We start from the raw sequence: 16,431 nt of genomic DNA, 5'->3' as shown, positions 1-16,431 counted from the left end.
TGAGATACAATGGTAACACCTGTTCGAATTCCCACGCATAATTTAACTAATGAGAACCAAGAAAATGATATTTCGGAAGAAGGAGGAAATAATGTCGATACTGTCGCTATTCGAGTAGAACAAGCTATTGTACATTTCAACTCTAGTACTGACCCAACTTTAGGATCTGAAATACATCTAGTGGGTAACGACGGTATGTATGGCCATTCAGGAGGGAATAATATTTCTGAGTTTTTATGTATTGCTGATACGAATACCCAGGAGCCTGCGGACTACCAGGTTTCAACGACATATATTAATGGCAGTTGGCAAACAGAAACAGAATCTCAGCTAGAAGGCATGCATATTAGCGGACTTCGAGGAGAACCCGTACGAGTTTTGTATAATTCTGGAAGCGGTCTCACAACTTCAGGATTTTTAGACCGACGTAATTCAGTTAGTCCCACGCATCCTTTATGCGTTGCTTTATTGGAGGTTTTAAACTCCTTTTTTTCTCATTCAGAAAACGCTAGCTCAAGACATACTATTATATTTTATGGCGATGGAGGAGCCTATGTTCAGCAAGCCCTGGATTATTGCAGATTCTCTAATCGAGTGGATTGTATAGGGATTGCTCCGACAATATATGTCGTTGGGCATCCAAGCGTTCATCATTTTCGTGTTACTGGAGATTTAACAACTTTACTAGATCGCTATGGTTATAATCATTCTAATGTTAGCACTTTAGGATATTCCGCTGGGGCCGAAGGCCTTATTTTACCCGGATTGAGAGATCCTTCCTATCAATATGTTCTGGGAATACGGAATCTTTTCCAGTTAAACGGAGGTCCGATTACAGATCCTGCAGTTGCCATGTCCTTGATACAAATGGGATCGGATATGCGAGATTTTACTCAAAGAGAAGCCGAATACAATAATACGGATAATCCTCACGAAGCATTGGTTAACCCTCATCCTTCTACGTGTCCTGATATCCTACTCTCCGGAATCTTTCTTATTCCTAGCGTGGTTGCAATAATGCAGGACGTTTTTGTGCGTAGTATGTTACCAGTGGAAGACCGAAATTTTTATTGGATCACTCATATTGGATACACTGCAGGACTAGTTCAAAGACTCGTGTTAATGTTCACAAACCGTAGGGAAGTAAGATTCGGTCATAGGAGGGCACGCTTACTAGCTAGATCTCTTACAGCTCCTATGCTGTTAATTTCTGCTGCAGAATCTATAAATTATGCTCAAAGACTGCAAAGACCTGTCCCCATCCTACAAGCAATTTATTTTGGCGGAGCAGTAATGAGTGGAACTTGGGTAGTTTTGGCTATTGGAAACACGTGTTTAACCCGTTTCCGTGCAAGAGCCCAAAGACTTGGGCTAAGACTTATGGGAGAGCATGAACAAGCGGAAGATGGTAATGGTGAAAGGAGGGTTGTTCGCGTTGCTGATGCCGCAAGGCGAGGAGTTGCTGAAGCTCTGCCCGTAATGTGCGCGGGGGTTGTCGCTGGACTAGGTGCTGGAATACTAAACGGATGTTCTATACCGAGCGCCCTGAATAATCCTATCAATGCAACAGCCAATAACCTGCCCGAAAATAGAACTTGGATATTTGATGGAGATATATTAAGAAATCCTTCTAGATCGTGGGTATCAGGTGATTGGTTTGCTGTATCTGCAACTGTCTCCCTCATACTAGGATTCATCGTGATTTGCGTTTCTATTGGAGTCATGGTGGCCTCTGTAAGGAGAAATCAGTACCGCAGAACATAAAAGAGTGACAAATAATCTGTACTGCTGTAACATTACAACAATTAAAGGGAAAAGAAATGGCGCAAGCAAGTAATGAAAACGGTTGGAGTGATTTTTTAGAGCTGTGCTCTAAAATTAAGACTCCTGAAGCATTTCGTGATTTCTTTGCGTTATTTCTTACTTTTGGAGAGCGAGAATCTATGGCTTCTCGTTATTTAATTATCCAAGCGCTGCTAGCAGATCAGCTAACACAACGTGAAATTGCCAAAGAATATGGGGTGAGTATCGCGCAAATTACAAGAGGCTCAAACGCTTTGAAAGCTGTTGATCCTGAATTTAAAGAATTTTTAAAACACTCAAGTGGAAGATATGAAAATCAATAAAGCCGATACATTTTCTACAAATGCTTTAGCCTTATTGAATAATTTATGCGCATTATATTCCTCTGCGCCCTTCTTCTTTTCTCTTTGGTGGGCATTCGCCCAATAATTTTCTTTATTTCCTATTTTCCTAATTCGAAAACTTTGTCCTTAAAGACGGTAGAACATCCTTTGAAAGCCATATATTAATGCTGTCAATGAGGGTAAAAAATTTAAATTCTTGGATATCATTTTACATCCAATTAATTTGAGCGTTGCCATGCTACAAACTTATTTGCAATCAATTATGAATCAATCACATTTAACATACGATGAGGCGGAATCCGTTACTAATCTCATGTTAAATGGGTCTGATCCGCATCAAATAGCAGCCTTTTTGGCTGTGTTAAAATATCGAGGGGAAACACCCACAGAAATTGCTGGAATGGTGTCTGCATTACAAAAACAGGCAACATCTGTAGATCTACCTTTTCCAGCTTTAGACATTGTAGGCACAGGGGGAGATTTAGCTAATACAGTCAATATTTCCACAGGATCAGCCATATTATCAGCAGCTTGCGGAATTCCTATTGCAAAGCATGGAAATCGTTCTGTTTCTAGTCAAAGCGGGTCTGCAGATGTTTTAGAAGCACTCGGGATAGAAATAGAAATGACTCCGGAAGAATTGCTGTCTTGCATTCAAGAAGTGGGTATTGGATTTATGTTTGCTCCTATTTACCACCCCTCCTTGAAGAAATTGGCTCCTATACGAAAAGGGATGAAAATCCCTTCCACATTTAATATTTTAGGCCCATTGCTCAATCCCGCAAACACTGAGTACTCTTTGATAGGGGTTTCTAATGAGCCTATTTTAGAACTTATGAGCGAAGTTTGCCTCCAGTTTCAAAACACTCAGAGAACTTTTCTTTTTCATGGAAGTGGTCTTGATGAGTTAACTACTCTAGGGAAAGTCGTTGGCTATGATATTCAACAAGGCAAAAAAACTCGCATTGAAATAGATCCAACGTCTTTCGGGTTTGCTTCTTGTAAGATCGAAGAACTAAAAGGCGGCGATTCCAAGATGAATGCTTTTATTTTGAAGAAAGCTTTCTCAGGCCAGCAAGGCGCTATTGCCGATGCTCTTATTTTCAATGCTGGAGCCGCCGTTTGGATTTTTGGCAATGCTACAACTTTAGAAGAGGGAATACAGATTGCCCGGCAAACACTGATGGAAGGAGAAGCATTAAGAGTACTAGAAAAGTGGGTAGCATTTTCACAACAACTAAAGTTGAAGAGGGGATCATGCAATTAGCTCATCATTTAGCAAACATCGTTGCTTATAAAAAACAAGAAGTAGAACGGCTCAAAGAAGAAGTTTGCACACAGCCGGATCATTATCTGAGTCAAATTCTAAACCAAAATCATTTACGAAGAGAGCATTTTGCCACAGCCCTAAAAGGACCGGGTTTATCCATTATTGGCGAAATAAAAAGACAATCTCCAACACGTGGAAAGATTGGATGCATAGATAATCCAGCAGATCTTGCATTAAAATATTGTTGCGGGGGGGCTGCTGCTATTTCAGTTCTTACTGACACCCGAGGCTTCGGTGGATCTTTTCTAGATATGCAACAGGTAAGCCAAAAACTCCAATCACAATACTCTCATGTTTCTGTATTAAGAAAAGATTTTATCCTAGATCCTTTACAACTAGCGGAAGCTATTTTCTTCGGAGCAAACGCAGTTCTTTTAATCGTGAGCGTTGTTGGAGAAAATTTAAAATTTCTCATACAAGAAGCGCATAGATTAGGTTTAGAAGTTTTAACCGAAATTCATGACTTTTCAGAACTTGAATTAGCTTTAGAAGCAGAAGCTTCCATTATTGGCATTAACCACCGTAATCTTAAAACTTTTGAAATCGATCTCAATCTATCAGAGAGCCTAAAACCCTTTATCCCTCCTCAGATCATTACCGTAGCTGAATCAGGAATCCATCACCCTATACAAGCCAAACGGATGCGTGAGCTTGGATTTGACGCCGTTTTGGTCGGAGAAGCTCTTGTGCGATCTAAAGACCCTGCTTTGTTAATTAAACAAATGAAAGGGGAAGAAAATGAAAGTTAAAATTTGTGGAGTTACACATCCTGAGGACGCGGAATATGCCGCTCTTTTAGGGGCAGATTATATTGGAATGATCTTTGCTGAGAAATCAAAACGCAAGACCTCGTTATCCATGGCAAAAAGCATTACTAACACAACAAAACGCCTGGGTGCTGAGCCTGTAGGTGTGTTTGTGGAACAAACTACAGACCAGATTATTGCTATCTGCGAGCAAACAGGAATCAAGACCGTTCAATTACACAACTCTTTTCCTTCGGGATCTCTGGAAAAGCTCTTAAGAGATTATTCCATCATTTACGCAATTTCTGTCCGAGAAAATGGAGATGTTTGTCACCCACAATCTTTGCCTCCTAAAGTCATTCCTTTATACGACACTGAAAAAGGGGGAACCGGCAAACAATTTAACTGGAAAGCTTTCTCGTCACCAAGAGATACCTTTTGGATGCTAGCTGGGGGATTAAACCCTGCAAATATAGAAGAAGCCATTGCCACTTTGCACCCTAATGGGGTTGATGTTGCTACAGGTGTAGAATTCCCAAATAAGACAAGAAAAGATCCAGATTTACTCAAAGCTTTCATCCAGTCTGCAAAAATTTTAGGGGAGAAAATATGAAACATCCTTACCCATTTGGTGGGCAATTTATGCCAGAAATATTGATGGCTCCTATTCAAGATTTAAGCAATAGCTGGGAGTCCCTACGAGATCAAAGTGACTTTAAAAATGAGTTGGATTCGGTTTTAAAAAATTATGCAGGAAGACCGACACCGCTAACCGAAATTAAAAACTTTGCCAAAGCAATCCATGGACCGCGTGTCTTCCTAAAAAGAGAGGATCTTTTACACACTGGAGCTCATAAAATTAATAATGCTCTAGGTCAATGTTTACTTGCTAAACATCTAGGAAAAACACGAATTATTGCAGAGACAGGAGCTGGGCAACACGGAGTTGCAACAGCAACTGCTTGTGCCTACTTAGGTCTCGAATGTGTCATTTATATGGGTACTAAAGATATTGAAAGACAGAAACCCAATGTAGACAAAATAAGCTTATTAGGCGCGGAAGTTATTTCCGTTGACCAGGGCTCCCAAACCCTAAAAGATGCTGTTAACGAAGCTCTTAGAGATTGGTCCAAAAATTATGAATCTACGCATTATTGCTTAGGATCTGCTCTCGGACCCAGTCCTTATCCCGAGATCGTGCGCAGCTTCCAATCGATAATAAGTTTAGAGGTGAAATCTCAGCTGCATGAAATAGGCTGCTCTCCCGATCTTCTTATTGCTTGTGTTGGAGGTGGATCAAATGCTATTGGGTTCTTCCATCATTTTATTCCCGATACACGCGTTAAACTGGTTGGAGTTGAGGCAGGAGGATTAGGGGTTGAATCGGGTCATCACGCTGCTCGATTTGCCACAGGTCGTCCCGGAGTTTTACACGGATTTTACTCCTACCTTTTACAAGATAACGAGGGGCAGGTTTTACCCACTCACTCTATTTCTGCAGGTTTAGATTATCCTGCAGTAGGTCCCGATCACGCAGTATTATACGAGTCTGGAAGAGCTTCCTATACCGTAGCAACAGACAAAGCTGCTTTAGAAGCTTTCTTTCTTCTTTCACGACTCGAAGGCATTATTCCAGCTCTAGAATCATCTCATGCTCTTGCAGGATTGATTAAAATGGCTCCTACTCTTCCAAAAGAGAGCGTTGTTGTCGTTAATCTATCCGGAAGAGGGGATAAAGATTTAGAGCAAATAAGCAATCTAATAGAGGCTGGTAACAATGAATAGAATTGAAACAGCATTTAAAAATACAAAACCCTTCATTGGATATTTGACAGGAGGGGATGGCGGATTTGACTACAGCGTTGCATGTGCTCACGCTTTACTTCGGGGAGGTGTTGACATCTTAGAAATAGGCTTCCCTTTTTCAGATCCTGTTGCAGACGGTCCTATAATCCAAAAAGCTCACACAAGAGCATTAAAAGAAAAGACCGACTCTACTACCATTTTAGAAATCGCAAAAGCTTTGCGTCAAACTTCTGACATTCCTTTGGTGTTATTTAGCTATTATAATCCGCTTTTGCAAAAAGGCCCCCAATATTTGCATCAGTTAAAAGCCGCAGGATTTGATGCTGTTTTAACTGTAGACCTACCCATTCCTAGGAATGCAAATGAATCAGAATCCTTCTTTCAAGCTTTAATGGAAGCTAAGTTGTTCCCCATATTATTAGTCACACCTTCTACCCAGGAAGAACGATTATTACAAATCAGTAAGTTAGCAAAAGGTTTTCTCTATTATGTTTCTCATAAAGGAACTACAGGAATAAGAAGCAAACTCTCTGATGATTTTTCTACACAAATAGCGAGATTACGTCGATATTTTCAAATTCCGATTGTTGCTGGATTTGGAATAGCTAACCGAGCTAGTGCTATAGCAGCTTTAGAACATGCTGATGGCTTTGTTGTAGGTTCCGCTTTTGTGGAGAAATTAGAAAAGAAAATATCTCCTGAAGAACTTACAACATTTGCTCAATCCATAGATCCCCGCCAGTAAGAGAAGCAAAAATGAATGAAATTTTAAAAAATTATCAGAAAAAAGCCACGCAATTGGACGAACAGGATTGTCTGAAACATTTGAGAGCACGTTTTTCCCTGCCGAAAGATCCCAATGCTATTTATTTCTGTAATAATTCTTTAGGTCTTCCAGCAGTAAGCGCTTTTACGAAAATAGAAGAACTATTGCAATGCTGGTCAGACGTAGGAGTGAATGGATGGTTTGAGGGGACAGGAAACTGGTATCGTTCTTTTGATAGGCCTTTAAGACAACCTCTTTCCAAGATTTTAGGCGCGGAATATGAGGAAGTCATCGTAATGAATAGCCTCACTATGAACTTACATTTGTTGCTGGTTTCGTTTTACCGACCAACCGACACAAGATATAAAATATTAATCGAAGGTCCCACATTTCCTTCTGATTTATATGCGATAAAAAGCCATCTGAGTTTTCATGGGAGAAATCCTGACGAAGCTTTAATTATTTTGAAGCCCCGCGCAGATGAAGATTTACTTCGTTATGAAGATTTTCAACAGATTTTGAAAGAACAGGGTGAATCTATAGCCCTTGTATTTATGAACTGTGTCAACTTTTTAACAGGACAAGTTCTGGAAGTAGAAGCCATCACACACTTAGCAAAAGAAAAAGGATGCATAGTTGGTTGCGACTTAGCACATGCTGCAGGAAATATTCCTCTTAAACTCCACGAATGGGGAGTGGATTTTGCTTTGGGATGTTCCTATAAATACCTTTGTGGAGGACCGGGAGGACCGGGTATTGCTTATGTTCACAAATCCCATCATGATGAACAACTTCCGCGTTTCAGTGGGTGGTGGGGAAATGATCCTGAAACACGTTTTCAAATGCAACTACAACCAGAGTTTGTTCCTTACGGCGGTGCTTATAGCTGGCAGGTGAGTACTCCTTCTATATTATCTCTCATGCCTCTTCTTGCAACCCTGGAAGTTTTTGAAGAAGCCGGTATGGAGAGGGTAAGAAACAAATCAAAACAGATGACAGCTTTCCTATTAGAATTACTCGAGTTAGCTCCTTCTTCGTATTTTGAAATTATCACTCCAAGAGACCCGGAGTTGCGGGGGAGTCAGCTGTCTGTTCGCATTCAACAACATAGCGAAGAGGTTTTACAAAAACTGGAAGCTCAAAGGATAACTTGTGACTCGCGACCACCAGATATCATTAGAGTAACACCAACACCTCTTTATAATACTTTCAGTGAAATCTACCAATTTACCTGTAAGTTACTTGAAGTTTTAGAGATAAAATTATGAATAAACAACCTATTTTATTGTCAGGTTCTTCTAACGTAATATTAGCTCAAAATGTTTGTTCTGAGCTGAAAATAAAACTTGGACATATGGAGTTGAATCAGTTTCCTGACGGAGAAACTCACGTTAAAGTTTTAGAAGATGTTCGAGGGCGTGATGTTTTTATATTGCAATCGATTGTAGGTCAACCAAACCATTACTTATTCGAATTGCTTATTATTGCCGATGCCGTGAAGAGATCTTCCGCAAAGAGTATCACAGCAATTATTCCTTATCTTGGCTATTGCCGCCAAGATCGAAGAAATAAGACTGGGGTACCTATTACAGCCAAGCTTGTAGCTAATGTACTCACTACAGCAGGTATTACAAACCTTATCACATTTGATTTGCATGCTGATCAAATAGAAGGCTTCTACGAAACACATGTGGATCACTTGCACTGCCAACAGCTTTTTATAGACACTATAAAAAGCTATATAAGCCAAGACTGCCTTGTGGTGGCTCCCGATATAGGGAGTATTAAAATCGCAGAAAGGACGGCAAGGATGTTAGATACCGCACTGGCTGTGATTAAAAAAGAACGTCTAAATTCGTTCGAAGTACGCATGAAATTAATAGGAGACGTGCAGGATAAAAACGTCGTAATTATTGATGATTTATGCTCAACAGCAAATACGCTGGTTGAAGCTGCAAATTTATGTAAGCAAAAAGGAGCAAAAAAAATTATTGCTACGGTGACTCATGGTCTTTTTGTTGGTGACGCTATACAAAAAATTGAGGCAAGCGCTTTAGAGAGTCTTTTTGTTACTGATACGATACACTTACAAAGTGTTTCAAAATGCATAAAGACTTTATCAACAGCTCCAATGATCGCTTCAGCAATTAGAGAAACGGTATCTTTCTGATTGAGATGTCTTTAGGATCTAAAGACTCCACTATTCATGCAACATAATGAATATTATCAGACCTTATATAAATGCCCTAAACCCCAGCGGTAAGTTTAAGAAGTCAAGCTTTACTCCCCCTTAAATTTTCCCGGCTAGGTTCTTTTTTATCACATGGAACTAAGCAGAGATTATCTAGGGAAAATCCATGATCTCTTAGAAATGAGACCACTGTTCGAAGACGCTCTGCTACAATAGAATCCTCAATAGACCCAAACCAAATAGCCCATTTATCATTAATAGGAGAATTAGCTTGATAGCTTCTTAAAGACAGAACATAGGTAGATAAGTCCGCAAACGTAATAAGGTACGTGGCCCCTATTAAATCTTGAGGAATTGTGTCAGAATTGAGCTCAATCGCATGCAAATGAAGAGAATATCTTTGTATTAGATGATCCAAAACTTCTAGCTGCTCTATGGAACGCAACTCACGCCCTTTCTTAGGGTATATTGTAAAAAGAGTGCCGCCATTCTGCAAATACTCGCGAATAATATCGGGGCGTTTTTTTACTGTCAGCAATCGTTCTATATCATTCTGAACTTCAGAATCTACAAGTCCCCTAGAAATCTCCCCATTCGTACACAAAGGCGTTGCAGGAGAAGGAGTATGAATAAGACATACACAACTTATAACCCGATTACACTTAAGCCAATATACAATCGCCCTTTCAAAATCTGCCTGAGCATTCACAAAAATTGGCCGTTGGTCTGCATCAGTCCCCTCACGCGAGATAAAAGAAGTAGCATTTAACTCATCAAGCAGTTCAGACACAGGATTTTGAAATGAACTGTCCCCCGCAAGGGTAAAAGCCTTGACCTCTTCTACTAGAGATCGCGAATCGTTCATACAAGTTACAGCAGGTTTGAGTGTAGAAAAAATACAAATTGCTCCAATCAACAGAGCACACGATAAAGTAATCACTATTTTTGTTTTTTTCATGCTCTGTTCTCTCAAAAGAAGTGTTGATAGTTTTTTCAGAATATTTAATTTTCAAACGATAATTCTATTAATTAATCCGTTTAGACACGGATTAATCCCAATAAAGCTATGAAAATTTGAAGATTGCACGATATGTTTTACCCTACTTTAAGCAATCAATCAAGCAGGGACTTGAAAAGCATCCTAGAAAATTGACAACTGGGGTAATCTCTTAATCGAATTTCTTCGCAAGCAAGACCCCAACGGGTTGTCCCTTAATAAAGAAGGTCTCTACTCTAAAAATTCCCAATAAAGGTTCGGATTTTCTCTTTTCTTTTAGAAGTTCTTCAACTTCTTCCTGTGTTGTATCCATTGTGATGGATCTAGACTCTAGGAACTTGGAAGTTAGATCTCTCCTTTCTTCACAAACAAAAATAGCCCTGTCCGATGATCTAACAATATTTCGGCCTCTATTTTCTTCGCGTAGATAATCAGGGCAATAAGTACATGTGATCCCCGGAATTCCTATTAACTCAAATATGATAGGAGAAGTATATGTATGCATATATCGGACAAGAATACCTCTATCTGCATAATCTTTTGGGGTTGCACAACCTCGAGAATAGAGTAGTTCAATAGACTTAATCAGAAGATCTCTCTGTACCTCAGATAATTTAGGCAGAGTTACAAATTTCTCTACAATTTTTTCTCGAGAAAGAAGACGGGATGGAAATACAGTTGCCTCTCCAACAACATCTGTCTCTTCAACGATAGGAACTACTACCTCCTGTACCTCCTGAATACCTCCCGAATATTTTATACACAAACACAGTCTCACGATAATCTTTAATACTAGTGCAATGATTATCGGAACAATGAGAAGCACTAGAAGTACTTTCAAATACAGAGAGACTAAAGAATCAACCTTCTTAACCCTCTCAGCTAATAATCGTTTATTATGCCCTAAAGCTTTAATTTTTAGGCCATCGGATCTTTGTATAAACAACATGTCCAGATATCCAGCTAGCCTTTCTAGAAACACAGTTTGACCAGCTTGAGCTATTTCCCCCAAACACTGTTGAGAAAACCCCAGAGGAGTGAAAAAACTAACGCTCATTATCCCACACTATTTATAAACAAAAAAGATCATAACTTTAGTATTTATTGTATTTAAGATTAATAATTTTCTAAGGTGAAAATCATCTTTTGATCAAAGAATTATAAGAATTCCGGACAATATTTTTAAAAATCTCAACACTCTCGAATAATCAAAACACGATTACCCACGGGATCTGTGCGTATCCGGCGAATACCGATAGTCCACGGATGATTAAATCCTCGCAACTGGGATAACTCCTCTTTTTGAGAAGTCAAGTAATCTCGAACGATTAGATCCGCCCACTCCTGAGAAGAATACCCGACCGAATTATTGATTCTAGCAGGTCCAACAGACTGAAATTCTAAGCGAGAAAAATCAGGGTGTGTGAAAAAAATATCATCTTTCTCCCCTAAGATATCACTACGGCCATCCACTTTAGATTTGATGCTCCTAGCTCTTCTAAGACGCTGATGTTCCTCTAAAATTCGATCAAAACTCTCCTGGTCCAGTGGAGGAAGATGAAAATCTATGTTTTTGAGTTGAGTTTCGGTGAATATGGGAGGCTTAGCACTTGGTGTCTGCGGAGAATCATGTAAGATATCTGTTTGTTCGGACCACCTTTCCCATCCCCCGTATTTATAATACAGAGCTATACGAGCAATAATTTTAATAACCAACATAACGATAACAGGAATAAGCAATAAATAGAGAAGAATAGTTCTTATCCTTTCTTCAAAAAACAAAGGGATCTGAATGTTCACATAGACAAGTTGTCCTCTTGTGTTCATCCTATCAATATATAAAACACTAGATCCGTTCCGAAATTGAAGTAGTCTATCCACCCTCTCAGCTAAAGATTCCAAATAACCATTCCCCATGCCAAACTTAGGAAGATCATTTATAAAGCTATGTGAAAAAATTAGAGATGAGAAAAAACGCGAGATCATGAATGTAAATAAGGAGAATCTCTTCGGAATTCAAAATAAAAAGACTGGAGTTTAATACACAAACTCCAGGCACAAGCTATTGCTTACATCAACTCGAGGAAAACTTAATAGAAAAAATGAGCGGCCTCGTATTCATCACGAATAGCATTTAATAATGCAGCTCATTAAATATCTATCCCGGGAAAAACTATCGTTCAAATTCCTCTAATATCACCGCAAAGCCGGCAACACTCTCTTATCATTTTCTGATAAGTATTCGGATAAATATTCAAAGATCCTATTTAAAAGGATTACTTTTGTTTTGGTATCCGAAAATGAAGAAACTATCGCCTCTATATTCAGTTGTATGATCTCTTTAAGGGTAAGAGGTGAAGATTTAACACAATTTAATTGTAAATCTTCATCAGTAGGAAGACCAGATAAAAGCAGCATCGTATTTTGCAAAGAAGTTCCCCCCATTTGGGGATTATCGGAACTCAATGTTACGCTAAGTTTATGATTCCTGAACAATGCAAAAAAAGGATGACTATCAAAACTATCAATTGTCGTTTTACCTATTTTTTTTAGCCCCGCATACTGGTGTAGTGAAGCACCAAGTATAAGATTAATAGCTGGAGCCATAACTAAAGTAATATTTTTCTCTTGGATTTCATGAATAGTTGGCAAGTGTTCGATTGCTTGAAACCCATGCGCTATTCTCTGCACAGGTAAAGCTTGCAGTGTTTGTCTTAAATATAAAAAGCCTGTTCCCTCTCCTGCATGAGCCTCGCATCCGAATCCCTTGTCATATGCATGGCGATATCCTGAAGTTAATTTTATTGGTACAGCCTCCGGGCAGGTTTCTGCTCCTGCGGATTGCAATCCAATAAAGAGATCGGGAAAACAACTCTGTGCTTCATCAAGCCAATGCGCGGCTTCTTCTGATCGTTGTTGTGTAGATTGTTGCAAATGAGAAGAACCTGTTTTATTAAAGCAATTGAGAAAACGAAGATAAATTCCTTGACTTTGGAAGAGTTGAGAGGCTCTAGAAAACAGATCGTACAGGCGTAAGCGAGCTTCCTGAGGTTCTAGAAAAGGATAAATTGCATAAGCTATTCGAATATTTTGTTGAACTTCAGTGTAAATGATATTGTCTTTTAGACATTGTTTTAAATAATTTTGCAAAACAAGCCAAAGATCATTTTCATTTTGGATTCCTCCTGGAGGGTGTCTATGCCCCTGTACGGTAGCCATAATCCGATCAAAGCTGGCAAAATCACGAGAAACAATAGCATATTTTAACAAAGAAAGATCGGGATCCCTCTCGTAGCGAATGCTCTCAAAATTTTTGAATATTTCAGAATAACTCTTATGGGGATTTCCATTAGACAAAGGAGGAGATATCCATCGTCCGTTCTCCCATTTTATAAGACCATTTCTGACTCCTAGTTCCCAAGCTGTTTCTGTCGAAATAGTCCCTGGGAGATGCACGTGAATATCTGCTTTAGGCAGATCTTTAATAAACTGACTTGTACAAGGCCTATTATCGTCCAGATCGAAGGACAACTGTGATAACCTTTCAGCAATAAAAAAAAGCTTCTTATCAATCATATCTTATTTTTTGTGCCCAATCCTATTCCCATTCAATAGTTGCTGGAGGTTTATCGGAAATATCGTAAACCACTCTGCTAACTTCTGGGATTTCGTTAATAATGCGTGATGAACAACGGTTAAGAAATTCTCTAGATAGGGGCGACCAGCATGCTGTCATGAAATCAGAAGACTCTACTGCACGTAAAGCTATCGTATAGCCATAATGACGACAATCCCCTTTTACAGCAACCGACTTTACTGGTAAGAAAACAGCAAATGCTTGGCTAACCTTGTCGTATAAATTAGCTTTTTTTAGTTCTTCAATAAAGATACTATCAGCATGTTTTACTATTTCTACATATTCTTTACGGATTTCTCCAAGAACTCTGACTCCTAAACCAGGGCCAGGAAAGGGGTGTCGGGATATAAAGACTTCTGGTAAGCCCAAAACTTTGCCCAAAGCTCTAACTTCATCCTTAAAAAGAAAACGCAAAGGTTCTAAAAGTTTCAGATTTAATTTTTCTGGAAGTCCGCCAACATTATGGTGAGATTTAATTACTTGCGTTGCATCACAAGATTTTGCCGATTCAATAACATCGGAATAAATAGTTCCTTGAGCCAACCACTGAACCTCAAGGTTTTTAGATACTTTATCAAAAACTTCAATAAAGGTAGATCCAATGATTTTACGTTTCTGTTCGGGATCCTGTATTCCGGATAACTCGTAGAAAAATGTTTCAGAAGCATCTTCCACTATTATCTCTAGCCCTAGAGATAAAAATTGCTGTTTAACCTCTTCAACTTCATTTTTCCTCAATAGCCCCGTATCAACAAAGACACACGATAAACGATCACCCAAGGCATTATGAAGTAAAACAGCTAAAACAGAAGAGTCTACCCCTCCAGACAAGCCTAGTAATACACGTTCCTTTTCTCCTACTTGTTCTTTGATCCTTTGAATAAGTTGTTTTTCTATTGTCTCAATTTTCCAAGTTTCCGAAGCCCGACAGATATGCTTAACAAAATTTGATAAAATTGTATCACCTATTCCTTGAGAATCTGAAACTTCCGGATGAAATTGGAGACCGAAAAGTTTTTTCTCAGGGTATTCTATGGCTGCAACAGGACAATGTTGTGAACTTGCAGTAATGAAAAAATCTTTAGGAGGGACTGTAACAGAGTCGCAATGACTCATACGAATTTCAGTATGAAAAGCGTCCTTATCCACAAGGCCTTGAAAAAGTTTTCCCGGATAAAAAACTATAGGGGTATAGCCAAACTCATTCTCTCCTCCCCTTACCTCACTTCCAAAATCTCTAGCGATAAGTTGCATACCATAACATACCCCAAGTATAGGGATGTTAGCGTTATAGATTTCTCTATCAACTTTTGGACTATTCTCCTGATAAACAGAATGAGGCCCTCCAGAAAAAATTAGACCTGAAGGAGACTCTTGAAGAATGTCTTCTAGAGGTGTATTCCAAGGAAGTACCTCACAAAATACGGAAAGTAAGCGTATCTTTTTGGCTAAAACATTCGTATATTGAGAGCCAAAATCAAGAATAAGAATCTTACTCAAAATAGAATACCTCTTATTATTTAGAGACTAGGTAATTTGGAGCTTGTTGAATATGTTGCAGATTATGAATGTGACTTTCTGTTCTTCCAGAATGAGTAATGCGTGCAAATACAGCATTCTTCCGCAATTCTTCCAAATTACGGGCCCCTACATAGCCCATACCAGATCGAATCCCTCCTAGGATTTGATAAAGCACATCATGAAGAGAGCCTTTGTAAGGAACAAGCCCCTCAACACCCTCTGGAACAAATTTCTTGGCGTTATGTTCTTGAAAATAGCGCTCAGCGCTACCCCTTTTCATGGCGCCTAGAGAGCCCATACCTCGATACATCTTGTAAGCTTGCTCATTAACATGAACTATTTCTCCTGGTGCTTCATTCGTTCCTGCTAGCATGCTACCTAGCATAACGCAGTGCGCTCCAGCAGCAAGAGCTTTAACTATATCGCCAGAATAGCGCATTCCTCCATCAGCAATGACTCGAACGGAAGAATCACGCAATGCCTCAGAAACATCCATAACAGCTGTTAATTGGGGTAATCCTACACCTGAGATGATCCGCGTTGTGCATATAGATCCTGGACCAATACCCACCTTCACAGCATCCACGCCAATTTCTCCTAAACAAAGAGCTGCCTCTCTTGAGACAATATTTCCCACAATAAGAGTCACCGAAGGATAATGCTTTTTAAGGGTTTTTGCGGTATCGAGAACCAATCTTGAGTGTCCATGAGCAGTGTCTACAACTACGGCATCTACACCAGCCTCAACTAAAACATCGGCTCTTTGCAAACCTTGTTGACCAATGCCTACGGAACACCCCACAGCCAGAGAAGAGGCTTGTGATTTTATGTGTTTTACCATACTAACTTGTTCATCCAAATCCATATTTTTATGGATAACTCCAAGTCCCCCAGCTTCAGCCATAGCTATAGCCATAGATAATTCTGTAACAGAATCCATTGCTGCAGATAAAATAGGGATAGCTAGATCCAAAGATTCCGAAACAGAAGCAGATAAGCAAGCTTCTCCAGGAAGAACTTCAGAATATTGAGGAACTAATAAAACATCATCAAAAGTCAAGGCTTCACGCATGTGCTTCTCAATAAAGGAAAACGATTAAGAGTAACGCCTGATTGAGAAATTTATTCTTCTCATCGGCACCAAACACAAAAGAGGTCGATAGGAACCAACCTAGGAACCAACCTAGGAACCAACCTAGGAACCAACCTAGGAAAATTTTAGGGAACGGTATTACTTTTTTCTAATAATCTTCAAGAACTATTTAATAATTTTTAGAAAAGATTCTTTCT

At 39.3% G+C, this 16,431-nt stretch carries 15 protein-coding genes; 9 read left to right on the top strand and 6 right to left on the bottom strand.

Annotated features, from left to right (window positions below; translation table 11 throughout):
- Positions 1–9: 9 nt before the first annotated feature.
- The 9 genes from CF_RS02240 (at position 10) to CF_RS02200 (ending at position 8,965) form a co-directional block, all read left to right on the top strand.
- Positions 10–1,764: a DUF687 domain-containing protein gene (locus CF_RS02240; protein ID WP_011457993.1), complete on the top strand. Its 1,755-nt coding sequence runs from the start codon at positions 10–12 to the stop codon at positions 1,762–1,764.
- 56 nt (positions 1,765–1,820) lie between these two features.
- On the top strand, positions 1,821–2,126 hold the full coding sequence (trpR, locus tag CF_RS02235; RefSeq protein ID WP_011457992.1) for a trp operon repressor: 306 nt from the start codon (positions 1,821–1,823) through the stop codon (positions 2,124–2,126).
- A 256-nt stretch (positions 2,127–2,382) separates the two neighbouring features.
- Positions 2,383–3,414: an anthranilate phosphoribosyltransferase gene (gene trpD, locus CF_RS02230; protein ID WP_011457991.1), complete on the top strand. Its 1,032-nt coding sequence runs from the start codon at positions 2,383–2,385 to the stop codon at positions 3,412–3,414.
- Positions 3,363–4,226 (top strand): indole-3-glycerol phosphate synthase TrpC, encoded by an 864-nt coding sequence (locus CF_RS02225; RefSeq protein ID WP_232500669.1) that lies wholly within the window; start codon positions 3,363–3,365, stop codon positions 4,224–4,226. Before trpD ends, CF_RS02225 begins: the two co-directional genes overlap by 52 nt.
- Complete coding sequence (locus CF_RS02220; protein WP_011457989.1) at positions 4,216–4,836, top strand: phosphoribosylanthranilate isomerase; 621 nt, start codon at positions 4,216–4,218, stop codon at positions 4,834–4,836. The genes CF_RS02225 and CF_RS02220 overlap by 11 nt, the downstream gene beginning before the upstream one ends.
- Positions 4,833–6,008 carry a tryptophan synthase subunit beta gene (gene trpB / locus CF_RS02215; protein ID WP_011457988.1) on the top strand — a complete coding sequence of 392 codons (1,176 nt, stop codon included), beginning with the start codon at positions 4,833–4,835 and terminating at the stop codon, positions 6,006–6,008. Before CF_RS02220 ends, trpB begins: the two co-directional genes overlap by 4 nt.
- A complete protein-coding gene (trpA, locus tag CF_RS02210; RefSeq protein WP_011457987.1) occupies positions 6,001–6,774 on the top strand; it encodes a tryptophan synthase subunit alpha in 774 nt (257 codons plus the stop codon). Before trpB ends, trpA begins: the two co-directional genes overlap by 8 nt.
- 11 nt (positions 6,775–6,785) lie before the next feature.
- Positions 6,786–8,063 (top strand): kynureninase, encoded by a 1,278-nt coding sequence (kynU, locus tag CF_RS02205; RefSeq protein ID WP_011457986.1) that lies wholly within the window; start codon positions 6,786–6,788, stop codon positions 8,061–8,063.
- Positions 8,060–8,965: a ribose-phosphate diphosphokinase gene (locus CF_RS02200; protein WP_011457985.1), complete on the top strand. Its 906-nt coding sequence runs from the start codon at positions 8,060–8,062 to the stop codon at positions 8,963–8,965. The genes kynU and CF_RS02200 overlap by 4 nt, the downstream gene beginning before the upstream one ends.
- 103 nt (positions 8,966–9,068) lie before the next feature.
- Here the strand turns inward: CF_RS02200 and CF_RS05295 are convergent, their stop codons facing one another.
- The 6 genes from CF_RS05295 to CF_RS02170 all read right to left on the bottom strand — a co-directional run bounded on the left by CF_RS05295 (position 9,069) and on the right by CF_RS02170 (position 16,213).
- On the bottom strand, positions 9,069–9,944 hold the full coding sequence (locus CF_RS05295; RefSeq protein ID WP_011457984.1) for a hypothetical protein: 876 nt from the start codon (positions 9,942–9,944) through the stop codon (positions 9,069–9,071).
- A gap of 211 nt (positions 9,945–10,155) precedes the next feature.
- Positions 10,156–11,040 carry a hypothetical protein gene (locus CF_RS02190; RefSeq protein WP_011457983.1) on the bottom strand — a complete coding sequence of 295 codons (885 nt, stop codon included), beginning with the start codon at positions 11,038–11,040 and terminating at the stop codon, positions 10,156–10,158.
- 134 nt (positions 11,041–11,174) lie between these two features.
- Positions 11,175–11,900 (bottom strand): hypothetical protein, encoded by a 726-nt coding sequence (locus tag CF_RS02185; protein ID WP_232500668.1) that lies wholly within the window; start codon positions 11,898–11,900, stop codon positions 11,175–11,177.
- 279 nt (positions 11,901–12,179) lie between these two features.
- A complete protein-coding gene (locus CF_RS02180; RefSeq protein ID WP_011457981.1) occupies positions 12,180–13,559 on the bottom strand; it encodes an adenosine deaminase in 1,380 nt (459 codons plus the stop codon).
- A 22-nt stretch (positions 13,560–13,581) separates the two neighbouring features.
- On the bottom strand, positions 13,582–15,120 hold the full coding sequence (guaA, locus tag CF_RS02175) for a glutamine-hydrolyzing GMP synthase (RefSeq protein ID WP_011457980.1): 1,539 nt from the start codon (positions 15,118–15,120) through the stop codon (positions 13,582–13,584).
- 16 nt (positions 15,121–15,136) lie between these two features.
- The gene (locus tag CF_RS02170; RefSeq protein ID WP_011457979.1) at positions 15,137–16,213 is read right to left on the bottom strand and encodes an IMP dehydrogenase; all 1,077 of its coding nucleotides are present in this window, start codon (positions 16,211–16,213) and stop codon (positions 15,137–15,139) included.
- Positions 16,214–16,431 lie beyond the last annotated feature (218 nt).

It is taken from the genome of Chlamydia felis Fe/C-56 (genome assembly GCF_000009945.1).
Lineage (GTDB): Bacteria > Chlamydiota > Chlamydiia > Chlamydiales > Chlamydiaceae > Chlamydia > Chlamydia felis.
This window is presented reverse-complemented; position numbering and strand designations above follow the sequence as displayed.